Source organism: Desulfosporosinus sp. I2 (assembly GCF_000960765.1).
Lineage (GTDB): Bacteria > Bacillota > Desulfitobacteriia > Desulfitobacteriales > Desulfitobacteriaceae > Desulfosporosinus.
This window is the reverse complement of the sequence record NZ_JYNH01000010.1, coordinates 63,325-74,308: the sequence shown is the minus strand read 5'-3', so window position 1 is coordinate 74,308 and position 10,984 is coordinate 63,325. Positions and strand designations below refer to the sequence as shown.

Below are 10,984 nucleotides of genomic sequence, written 5' to 3'. Positions count from 1 at the left end.
TTTCGGGGATGCTTACGGTTTTTGAGGATGGTCTGTTAAAGGTAACCCAAGGATTAACCACCATGGAGGAATTACTTCATGCAGCCTCTGGAATTTGAGGGTAAGAGGGTGGAGAACAATGCTTACACTAAAAGAATTATTAATATTAGCCGGAGAAAAAAAGTCGTCGGATATCCACCTAACTGTAGATAGTCCGCCTGTCTTGCGTATTGATGGTACTATGGTTCAACTTCAAGGGGACAAACTGTCCCATTCTGACATAGAGACCTTCGCCCTTTCTCTGATGAATGACATGCAAGCCAAACGGTTTACCGAGTGCGGTGAACTCGACTTATCATATAGTTTGACGGGAATCGGACGATATCGGGTTAATGCTTTTCGCCAGCGAGGAGCGATTGGAGTGGTTATTCGCATGATCCCCTTTGTCATTCCCAGCCCGGAAAGTTTGGGCTTACCGTCAATAAGTCTCGAGCTAACACGCTTACAAAAAGGGCTGGTACTAGTGACTGGACCAACTGGAAGTGGAAAATCAACCACCCTTGCTTCATTAGTGGACCACATAAATCGTACGCGATCCTGTCATATAGTCACCATTGAGGACCCCATTGAATATTTACATCACCATAATTTGAGTTTAGTCAATCAGCGGGAAGTCGGCAATGATACCCAGTCGTTTACCAATGCTTTACGCGCGGTATTACGGCAAGATCCTGATGTTATTTTAGTCGGGGAAATGAGAGATTTGGAGACGATTGCAACGGCGATTACTGCCGCAGAGACTGGACACTTGGTTTTTAGCACACTTCACACGAATGATGCGACCCAAACAGTGGAGCGGATCATCGATGTTTTTCCCCCACATCAACAACAACAAATTCGTGTCCAGTTGGCAGCGGTTTTACAAGGGATAATGTCTCAACAACTATTTCCACGGGCAGATCGGCAAGGGCGTGTGGCAGCTATCGAGGTGATGCTGGCGACCCCCGCGGTTCGCAGTCTGATTCGTGAGGGCAAAACTCATCAACTGCAGACAGTTATTCAAACCAATGTTAAACTGGGTATGCAGTCCATGGATAAAGCTATTCTTGATTTAGTCCAACAGGGTCTTATTTCGTTTGAGGTCGCTCAGGAGAAACTACAGAGCCCCGATAGTTTGAGGAGATGAAGATGCTGCGTTTTGTTTGGAAAGCGGTTGATTTGAATGGGATTCTTAGGCGCGGAGTCTGGGAAGAGGAAGGAATTACTGAAGTTCAGACTCGCTTAAGGAAAGAAGGATATTTCCCAGTCTGGGTTCGAGCCAAACGGACATGGAAAAGTATTAGGTTTCCGTTAGGTGCCACCTTCCAGTGGACCTTTTTCGCTCGCAGATTGGCGATTCTCTTAGAGGCAGGGATTCCATTGCTTCAAGCCTTAGAGATTATCACTTTCCACGGGAAAAAATTAACCATGGAACAAGAACTGTGGAAAAGTGTCAAGCAACGAGTGGAATCAGGGAGTGATTTATCGGAGGCCTTATCCGTAATAAATCCTTCTCCAAATTCATTTGTGCTAGCGATGATAAAAGCAGGAGAATATTCAGGGACATTAGCGAAAGTTTTAAGTGAAGTGGCGGACGAATTAGAACAGGAACAGGAATTACATAAAAAAATCAAAGCGGCTTTAGCCTATCCGCTACTTTTATCATGTGGGGTAGTTATCGTACTTTACGTTCTTTCTGTCTGGGTGCTCCCTATGTATGAAAAACTTTTTTTGAATATTGGGAGTACAGATTTGCCAATGGTGACTAAAGTGATTTTTGCCAGTGGTCAAAAGCTTCCTGTTCTTTTATGGTGTATGTTGGGATTGGTTGCAATTTTTATGTTAGTTCTGAGATTTTCAAATCCTGATGATTGGAAGTTTCGTCTAGAGCGTTTATTGGAACGGTTACCTATTATCGGAAAGGTTTATCGTCTTCGCGATTTGGTTCAATTTAGTCGGATGTTAGGCCGTTTAATAGCGGCTGGAATCCCTTTGCTAGAAGCGCTGCGCTTAACGGCAGGAACGCTACGCGGCCCAATGATGCAGGAGTTAACGAATCAGCTCGTACTATCTGTCCGTCAGGGAAAACGGATGGCTCCACTTTTAAGGGCAAGTCATCTTTTCCCCAAAGAGGGAGCAGAAATGATCGCGGTGGCTGAGGAAACCGGACAATTGGAACGAATACTAAACCATGTTAATCAACTTTTTCGTCAGGAACTCGAGGATCAGCTTACGCATTTACTACGAATGATTGAGCCAACGCTGATCCTCGCTTTAGCTGGGTTAATCGGTTTAGTTGCTAGTGGGGTAATGATTCCTATCTTTGATTTGAGTTCACATCTTGAGTAGCGGAGGGCAGAGATCAGAGGTCAGATAATGTGAGCCTTGGAGTTAATCATGTTGGCCTATGGTTTGAGGATGCAGTTTAGCTATACTTGGGAGATCTTTCGTGAAGGGTCTAGGAATATTAGGAGGTCGTGAGATGAATTATATTAAGTCAGACAAGGGGTTTACGCTAATTGAAGTGTTAGCAGTGATTATTATTATTGGCATCTTGAGCGCAATCGTAATTCCTAAATTGACATCAAGCACAGTAAACGCTCGGCGAAAGGCGGATATAGCAACTGGGCATGAAGTAAAAGCAGCTCTTGACCGTTATCAGTTGGAAACGGGTGCCTATCCTAAAAACGAACAATTAACGGCGACTGCGGGAACGGTCACTAGTCCAACCCTTATTCCCAAATATATCAGTAAGTTGGACGCCACGACCACTCAGCAGATTGTCACTGAAGGGAATAAAGGATTTGGCGTGGTTACTATTGCAGCAGATGCCACGGATCCCACGAAAATTGTTATTCCAGACACTAAGAGCAATATTATCATGATTTATTTATTTGGAGATGGTTTGGCAGCGGAAGTTCGGGTGTATGATGAAGTTCTTAAGAGTATTCTCTGGACGTCCGCCGATTAGGCATACGATATAGCAGAAAAACAATCTTACATTGAAGCGCGGGGATATCCGGATAAGGGGGCACCTCGATTGTATTTATTAAGTATAATGATCGGGCTTTTGGGCCTTTTAATAGGCAGTTTTTTAAATGTAGTCATTTATCGAGTGCCGCGTGGCAGATCCATAATTTCCCCCGGTTCACATTGCCCTAGTTGTGGGCACCCCTTGCGAGCATGGGAACTCATTCCCGTAGTTAGCTTTCTGATCCAGAAAGGGCAGTGTCGTCTTTGTATGGCCCAGATCCCATGGCGCTATCCTGTAGTTGAACTTCTTACTGGGTGCCTCTTTTTTATCTATGCTTTCATGAGGCTCGATACAGAGATGCACCCTGCTCGAATGTTTTTGAACCTTTCTTTTATGGCTGGGCTTGTGGCACTTTCGTTTATTGATTTGGATACATTCCGTTTGCCAGATGTACTTACTCTACCGCTTCTGGGGATAGGAATTCTGGGAGCCTTCTTCATCCCGGGAAATCCTGGAGGCTGGGAAAGTATAATCGTTGCTTTGGGCGCGGGAGGCTTATTCTGGATTATCGCCCGAGTTTACCCGCAAGGAATGGGACTGGGAGATGTAAAGTTGGTGGCGGCAATGGGAGCATTTTTGGGATTTCCCGCAATCTTCCTAGCTGTTTTTACTGGAAGTTTTATCGGCACTGTAGATGGAGCCTTTCGTATTTTTATTGGTCAAAAACATTTTCGTCAAGAAATACCTTTTGGACCTTACCTTGCATTGGGGGCAATACTTACTTTATTATGGGGAACCCAACTCTTCGACTGGTATTGGGCTTGGGTTAGATAGGGAAATTAGTCTTAAAGGAAGTGCTCTCCATGAAGAAAAGTTCAGTCGTCTTTGAATTGACTGATGGAGAAATCCGAGCATTTTGGTTTTCTGACCCCACTGGTCCTTTTTCCATAAAACAAGGGAAAAGTTCGACATCGGTCAAATTTGACTCCATTCCAATTCCGACTGGGATCATTGAACAAGGCAATGTGCGAAATGAACGTGTCTTAATTGGTAGTTTGTCAACGTATCGCTCACAACTCCCTGGGGACAACCAGAAGGCATATTTAGCGATTTCATTGCAACAAGGCTTTATACGAGCTTATTCGCTACCGTGGCTATCAAAACGCGACCGAACCTCGGCTGTGGCACTATTAGTGGATGAAGAAATTTCTATTTCGAGATCTGATTTATTGTATGATTTTCTAGTCATTTCCGAGGAAAAGCACATAGGTTCACGCATCTTACTGGGCGCAACTCGACAGAGTATACTCGTACAGTATGTTTCTATCTTTGAACAAGCAGGGTTTAAGGTTAGTGGTATAAATTTTGCGTTCTCTGTCTTGGGGCAAACATTAAAGCTTAAACCTAACGAAGATGTTCTTTATCTACAAGGGGAATCTGGCTGCTTTCAAATGGCATTATTTCGGGGAGAAGTGCCGGAAATTGTGCGGATTTTGCCTCCTCCTCTGACTGAGGAACTTAATTGTTGTGAAAGAGTGCAAATTGAAGAAGGTGAAAAAGAGATCAGGCGATTTCTTTTATACTATAAAACACAGCAGACGGATCTAGACTTAAAACGCTTGGTTTGGTCTGGTGATTTAGTGACCGAGAAACTGGCACAGAGGTTAGTCACGTCAAATCATTTTTCGCTAGCTGAACCATTAAGATTAATGTGTGTTCCCGATTCCTGGCAAAAACTTCTTGAGGAATATCCAAGCCGGAGCGAAGTGGTGATGGGGTATGGACAACTAATTTTAGCGCATCATCCTGTGCTCAACCTATGGAGCCAACCAACCTGGGTCAAGAACATTAAGCGGAGGTACTTAAGACTGGCGTTTCTAACGGGTGCTATTTTGGTGATTGGAACAATCCTGTGGATTACACTCGAGCAAACGTCGGTGTCCTTGAAACAAGAGGTACAACTCCTTTCACGTCAGGGTTCAGAGATTGAGGAACGAGCAAAAGTTCAGGAAGCACTAGAAACAACTTGGAATACGTTACAGATGCGAAGGGAAAAAGTGGGGGAAGCATTGACTGAGGTGCAAACCTTGTCTGGCTTGGAGATAAAAATTGAACAAGTGGCCTATAAGCAAGGAAGCATGTTGTTGAGCGGTATATCTATTGATGCAAGTAATGTTCAAACGTTAATTCATACTCTTCGAACTATGGGGTGGGAACAACCAGTCTTGACGAGTTACAAATTGACTTCCCTCAATAAGGTTGAGTTCTCAATAAGTACTAAACGTAATGTTGCCCATTAATAAAATTAAGATTAAGAAGGAGTGGTAGATTATGGTTTTGCCCGCAAGTGAGTTCAAGCTAAAATCTATCACAAATCTTTTTGAAATTTTCCAATCGTCGGGGCTTTCTTTGCGTCAGTTAAAGGGAATTACAGCGGGGTTAATGGCTTGCATAATCTTGGCCTTTCTAGTTCTCTGGCAACCAGCGTATACAAAATTTCAATCTATCCAGAAACAAAAAGACGATTGGCTATTTATAATGGCTACGGAGGGGATAAATCTAAAATCAAATCACAATCTGTATTCTATTCCCTCAATGGATCAGTTACCCGATATCATCGAGAAGTGTTGTAAAACGTTCGTAAAAGAGGGCATCGATGTAGTTAATTTTAATGTCGAACGGTTTGGGGAAAGAAACGAAACGGAAAACAAGATGGCGAGTTTGGATTATGCTTTAGTTCGCTTGCATCTACAAGGTCAATGGAACAATATAGTGACGTCACTTAAAGGGCTTGAGGAAGCGCAGGAGTTCAGTATTCATGTTCAGGAAGTCATTTTAGCTTCCGAAGGGGGAGATGTGCTTCTCCGAATTTATTTTTATTCCGGTGAAATCAGGTAACAAGACAGTCTCTCGCTTCCATAATCTAATGGAGGAGGGGATATGTAATGGGTGGTAAAGAGTATTGCATTCTGCCTGGTGATAATTTTCATGCCCTAGCCCAGCGCTGGGGGGGGACTTGTGAAGATTTCCTTTTGGTTAATCCAAACGTTGACCCGCTCAAACTTCAAATAGGGCAGAAAATTGTTCTTCCAGAATTTAAAAGTGTTCAAAAAGGGCAAGAGCAATTTGCAGATATACATGTGGATCAGGGACAAGAGTTTGTTGGGGATTATCTAGATGAAGTCCAAATGGAAGTCGAAGGAGTTCGAGTTCGGCTTCGACGTATCGGTGAACCAAGAACCCCCCATGAAATTCACTTTATTCTCCCTAGAACCGAGATTCGTAAAATTCAGCCTGCAGGAGAATGTGGACCTACTGATGTGCAAATTATGTTAAGTAATTTAGACGTTGTACTCTCTCCACGCTTAGTAAGTGAAAAAGTGGATAGCGCAGAGCAAGGCAAACAAGTTGTTTCGTCAACCGGGCAGACACAGCCTAAGGCTAAAATGGCTGTCCAAGGGGAGAACAAGTCTTCACAATTTAATCAGGGTCAGGTTCAACAAACATTGCTAAGTCCAAGCCAAGAATTTGGAACAACCCCTCTACCATATGCTCAGAATTCGCAAATCGGGGTGGAATCTTCTCAAGGGTTTACGCAGGCTCAAAACCAACGGAGATGGCGTATGTCGTTCCCGTTTAAATAGATTATTCTTTCCAGACAAGTATCAAGTGCACAACCATGAGCCCTTTTTATAGGGCTTTTTTTGTGCAAGTCAGATAGATTAGTGGGTATGACGTTGAAAATACTATGCTATAATACAAAATTGTGTTAAAATTTTAGGGTAGTTAAGGAAGTGATAAATTGGCAATGATATGGGTATTTAATGGTCCTAATATAAATTTATTAGGGCTAAGAGAACCGGAACATTATGGGTCACGCACATTGACTCAAATCAATGAAGAAGTGTTAGTAACTGCGAATCTAGCGGGTATGAAAGCTGAGTGTCGGCAGACAAATCACGAAGGAGATCTCTTGGATTGGATTCAGGCTTTGACCTCTGACGATTTTTTAATTCTTAATCCTGGAGCCTGGACGCATACAAGTTACGCAATTCGGGACGCTATTAGTGCAGTGAAAATTCCGACGGTTGAAGTCCATCTATCAAATATCCATGCCCGTGAAGCTTTTCGCGCAAATTCCGTTATCGCTCCGGTCTGTATCGGACAAGTATCAGGTCTGGGGGCAGAGGGGTATGTATTAGCAATGCGTTATGCTATTAAATATCAAGTCGGTCGGGCAGAAGCATGATTCGATATTCAAACTACGAACTACGCACAACGATAAGGGGGTTAGACCATCAAACGCATTGAACGACTACGTCAACGTATGCAAGAGGAAAAAGTTGATGCTTATATTGTTATACGTCCGGAAAATGGACGGTATCTAAGCGGGTTCACCGGTGGGGAAGCAACTTTGTACATTTCCTTAGAAAGGGCCTGTTTATTAACTGATTTCCGTTACATAGAACAAGCAAAGGCTCAGTCACCAGATTTTGAGATTATTGACTCGGGTCAGGACCACTTTCCCTCTTTGGCGGAAATTGGACAAACAGTCCGGCGAGTGGGCTTTGAAGGAGACTATGTTACTTACGTAGACTATGGAAAGCTGAAAGATGCATTTTCGCAAGCGGAACTTTTGTCATTACCAAACCTTGTCAGCCATTTGCGCTCGGTGAAAGATGAGTCAGAGATCGAGCTAATTCGTCAAGCGGTCAAAATTGCAGATGATGCTTTTGCTGAGGTATTAAAGACGATCGAGATTGGACAACGGGAAGAAGAAATTGGGCTATCCTTAGAATTTTCCATGCGCCGTGCAGGAGCAAGTGGGGCTTCGTTTGATTTCATCATCGCCTCTGGCGTGCGCTCTGCTCTCCCCCATGGGACAGCTAGTTCAAAAAGGGCCCAATCGGGGGAATTCCTGACTATGGATTTTGGTGCAATCTATCAAGGTTACTGTTCAGATATCACTCGGACGATTTTTTTAGGGGAACCAGAGGACAAGCACCGCGAAGTGTATGACATTGTATTAGCAGCCCAAAAGGCAGGAATTGCAGCGGTTACCCCTGGGCGGACCGGTAAAGAAGTTGATGCTGTAGCGCGTAAACTTATTGAAGAGGCTGGTTATGGCGAATACTTTGGACATGGACTGGGACATTCTGTGGGTCTGGCCATCCATGAAGGCCCCAATCTCAATAAGCGGGAAGATCGTGTGCTTGAACCGGGTATGGTTGTCACCGTCGAGCCTGGCATTTATATCCCGGATTGGGGGGGTGTCCGGATTGAGGACATTGTTTTGGTGACAGAAAAAGGCTGTGAAGTATTGACCCAAGCACCGAAGGATTTCATAATCTTAGATTAAAGTTTGTTGACTTACAGGGACACTCGGCCATCCTTGGCCAGCGCTTGGGGCCAGCCGAGTTTTCTTATATTCGGCTTGGAAACGGACAAACTAATTATAAAGAATTTTAGGGGGAAAATGGTATTTATGATTTCAACAAATGATTTTAAAACAGGTCTAACGATTCAATTAGATGGTGATGTTTTCTCAGTGGTTGAGTTCCAACATGTTAAACCAGGTAAAGGAGCTGCTTTCGTTCGGACAAAATTAAAAAATGTCAAGACTGGTGGAGTGGTTGAACGTAGGTTTAATGCCGGTGAAAAAGTGGAAAAAGCCCATGTGGAACGTCGCGAAATGGATTATCTCTATAAAGATGGAGAACATTATGTTGTCATGGATAAGGAAACCTATGAGCAAACCTCTTTAACTGAAGGGCAAATTGGAGACGGTGTTAAGTGGCTGAAAGAAAACATGACTTTGGGCGTACTTTTTTATGATGTGGAAGTTATTGGGGTGGACGTACCTAACACGGTTCATCTGGCTGTTGCTGCTACTGAACCCGGAGTGAAAGGGGACACGGCCACGGGTGGGACAAAGCCTGCAACATTAGAAACAGGTGCAGTGGTGCAAGTGCCTTTCTTTGTCAATGAAGGGGATATGCTGATTATTGATACTCGGACGGGAAGCTATGTTCAACGGGCCTAACTACTGAAGTCAGAGATCAGAGGCAAGTGGTCAGAAGTTAGAGACTTAGCATGATATCACCTCCAATGGGGCAGAATAAGTTAAGCTGTTACCAGAGGAGGTGTTTTTTTGTTATCTCGACCAACGTCAAAGCTTAGTATAATTCCACTTGGCGGGACTGGGGAAATTGGTAAAAATTTACTCGTTTTTGAATATGAAGATTCTATTGTACTCATTGATGGTGGAGTAAAGTTTCCAGACGAAGAACTACTCGGCATCGATTTGGTGATTCCAGACATCACTTATTTGGAAAAGAATCGTGAGCGTATTAAAGGACTCTTCATTACACATGGACACGAGGACCATATTGGTGGACTGCCATTTATTTTGCCCAAATTAAATATCCCTGTATATGGTACAAAATTAGCCTTGGGGTTGGTTAGAGCGAAGTTTCAGGAGCGAACTTCTTATCCTGAATCCTTGTTACACATGCTAGAACCTGGTGAACGTATACAGGCAGGGGCTTTTGAAGTAGAAGCATTTCGGGTAACCCATAGTATTCCAGATTCAGTTGGATATTCTCTGCTCTCGCCGGTTGGACGAGTGGTCTATACAGGGGATTTTAAGGTCGACTATACCCCCATTGACGGTCAGAATATGGATTTAGGAAAACTTGCGGCTTGGGGTGAGGAAGGAATTTTAGCCCTGCTTTGTGATTCCACCAATGCTGAAAGGCCGGGCGTTACCATGTCCGAAGGGACAGTCGGGAAAGCATTACAAGAGAATTTCGAACGCGCTAAAGGAAAAATTATTATGGCATCGTTTGCCTCTAATGTCCATCGAATCCAGCAAGCAATTGATGCTGCCTCTATGGTAGGTAGAAAGGTTTGTGTCGTTGGAAGAAGCATGGAGAACGTGGTTCGCACCGCGTTGGATTTAGGATACTTAAAGCTCCCTAGCCCAGATATTCTCGTTGAAAGTACAGAAGTAGGAAACATCCCTTCTACAAAATTGTTGGTACTAACCACTGGGAGCCAGGGAGAGCCTCTAGCTGCTTTGACGCGAATGGCTACTCGGAGCCATCGACAAATTAACGTTCTCGCAGGGGATATGGTAATTATTGCGGCAACCCCAATACCCGGCAACGAAAAGCTCGTGGGAAAGACCATTAATCACCTTTATCAGATTGGCGCGGAAGTCGTGACTAAAGAAATGGGACAAGTCCACGTATCCGGACACGCCAATCAAGAAGAGATTAAGCTGGTAATACGCCTTACCCGCCCTCATTTTCTCATTCCCCATCACGGCGAAATCCGGCATCAGGTTGCTCTAAAACGGATCGGACATTCGCTTGGTTACTCGGATTCAGATATCGCCTTAACTCAACTGGGCTCACGCGTTGAACTATCCTCGGAACGCATGGAATTTGGAGAACGTGTAGAGGCGGGAAGTGTTTACATCGATGGTCTGGGGGTAGGAGATGTGGGACAGATTGTCCTGCGGGATAGGCAGCAGTTGGCGCAAGACGGCGTAGTTGTAGTAGTTGCTGCGCTCTCAAAAGGGAAACCTTATAAAATTCTGTCTGGGCCGGATATTATCTCTCGAGGATTTACCTTTATGAAGGAAGCAGAAATACTGGTTGAGGGAGCAAGAAAAGTAGTAGAAGCAACTTTAGAAAGCCAGATCCAGAAAGAACAAATGGAATGGGCTACTCTAAAATCCAGTATTCGCGATAATTTGAGTAAATATTTATGGGATAAGACCCGGCGACGACCTATGATTTTGCCGGTGTTACTACATTATTAATCAATCGTTCGTTTTAAGCAGAGCGCTACAGTCAGGTTAAATGACCGTTAGCGCTCTGCTATTGCTTTAACGGTATCAATTTTAATGGATTAATTGTGAAACTCGAGTTTAATCGGCAGGAAAATCATTAAAATTAGAGAATATAACTCACTCTAGGAAGGAGG

At 43.8% G+C, this 10,984-nt stretch carries 11 protein-coding genes; all 11 read left to right on the top strand.

From position 1 onward, the window contains the following. Nucleotides 1-118 precede the first annotated feature (118 nt). Nucleotides 119-1,165: a type IV pilus twitching motility protein PilT gene (locus UF75_RS04815; protein WP_045573460.1), complete on the top strand. Its 1,047-nt coding sequence runs from the start codon at nucleotides 119-121 to the stop codon at nucleotides 1,163-1,165. Between the two features lie 2 nt (nucleotides 1,166-1,167). Next, complete coding sequence (locus tag UF75_RS04810) at nucleotides 1,168-2,367, top strand: type II secretion system F family protein (RefSeq protein WP_242860114.1); 1,200 nt, start codon at nucleotides 1,168-1,170, stop codon at nucleotides 2,365-2,367. A gap of 133 nt (nucleotides 2,368-2,500) precedes the next feature. Then, nucleotides 2,501-2,989 (top strand): prepilin-type N-terminal cleavage/methylation domain-containing protein, encoded by a 489-nt coding sequence (locus tag UF75_RS04805; RefSeq protein ID WP_045573458.1) that lies wholly within the window; start codon nucleotides 2,501-2,503, stop codon nucleotides 2,987-2,989. A gap of 69 nt (nucleotides 2,990-3,058) precedes the next feature. Beyond that, the gene (locus tag UF75_RS04800) at nucleotides 3,059-3,826 is read left to right on the top strand and encodes an A24 family peptidase (RefSeq protein WP_242860113.1); all 768 of its coding nucleotides are present in this window, start codon (nucleotides 3,059-3,061) and stop codon (nucleotides 3,824-3,826) included. 29 nt (nucleotides 3,827-3,855) lie between these two features. After that, nucleotides 3,856-5,292 carry a competence protein ComA gene (locus UF75_RS04795; protein ID WP_045573457.1) on the top strand — a complete coding sequence of 479 codons (1,437 nt, stop codon included), beginning with the start codon at nucleotides 3,856-3,858 and terminating at the stop codon, nucleotides 5,290-5,292. Nucleotides 5,293-5,323: 31 nt separating this feature from the next. After that, the gene (locus UF75_RS04790; RefSeq protein WP_045573456.1) at nucleotides 5,324-5,890 is read left to right on the top strand and encodes a hypothetical protein; all 567 of its coding nucleotides are present in this window, start codon (nucleotides 5,324-5,326) and stop codon (nucleotides 5,888-5,890) included. 47 nt (nucleotides 5,891-5,937) lie between these two features. Further along, the gene (locus UF75_RS04785; RefSeq protein ID WP_082075012.1) at nucleotides 5,938-6,636 is read left to right on the top strand and encodes a LysM domain-containing protein; all 699 of its coding nucleotides are present in this window, start codon (nucleotides 5,938-5,940) and stop codon (nucleotides 6,634-6,636) included. Nucleotides 6,637-6,794: 158 nt separating this feature from the next. Further along, nucleotides 6,795-7,241, top strand: a complete 447-nt coding sequence (aroQ, locus tag UF75_RS04780; protein ID WP_156146227.1) for a type II 3-dehydroquinate dehydratase — start codon at nucleotides 6,795-6,797, stop codon at nucleotides 7,239-7,241. Between the two features lie 48 nt (nucleotides 7,242-7,289). Continuing rightward, on the top strand, nucleotides 7,290-8,351 hold the full coding sequence (locus UF75_RS04775) for a Xaa-Pro peptidase family protein (RefSeq protein ID WP_082075011.1): 1,062 nt from the start codon (nucleotides 7,290-7,292) through the stop codon (nucleotides 8,349-8,351). A 126-nt stretch (nucleotides 8,352-8,477) separates the two neighbouring features. Next, nucleotides 8,478-9,035 (top strand): elongation factor P, encoded by a 558-nt coding sequence (gene efp, locus UF75_RS04770; protein WP_045573454.1) that lies wholly within the window; start codon nucleotides 8,478-8,480, stop codon nucleotides 9,033-9,035. A gap of 108 nt (nucleotides 9,036-9,143) precedes the next feature. Further along, nucleotides 9,144-10,820: a ribonuclease J gene (locus UF75_RS04765; protein ID WP_045573453.1), complete on the top strand. Its 1,677-nt coding sequence runs from the start codon at nucleotides 9,144-9,146 to the stop codon at nucleotides 10,818-10,820. The last annotated feature ends 164 nt before the right edge of the window (nucleotides 10,821-10,984 follow it).

Excerpts from the sequence above, each read along its gene's own strand:
- UF75_RS04785 (WP_082075012.1), top strand. The coding sequence starts at position 5,938 with ATGGGTGGTAAAGAGTATTGCATTCTGCCTGGTGATAATTTTCATGCC.
- UF75_RS04815 (WP_045573460.1), top strand. The coding sequence starts at position 119 with ATGCTTACACTAAAAGAATTATTAATATTAGCCGGAGAAAAAAAGTCG.
- UF75_RS04805 (WP_045573458.1), top strand. The coding sequence starts at position 2,501 with ATGAATTATATTAAGTCAGACAAGGGGTTTACGCTAATTGAAGTGTTA.
- efp (WP_045573454.1), top strand. The coding sequence starts at position 8,478 with ATGATTTCAACAAATGATTTTAAAACAGGTCTAACGATTCAATTAGAT.
- UF75_RS04795 (WP_045573457.1), top strand. The coding sequence starts at position 3,856 with ATGAAGAAAAGTTCAGTCGTCTTTGAATTGACTGATGGAGAAATCCGA.
- UF75_RS04790 (WP_045573456.1), top strand. The coding sequence starts at position 5,324 with ATGGTTTTGCCCGCAAGTGAGTTCAAGCTAAAATCTATCACAAATCTT.
- UF75_RS04810 (WP_242860114.1), top strand. The coding sequence starts at position 1,168 with ATGCTGCGTTTTGTTTGGAAAGCGGTTGATTTGAATGGGATTCTTAGG.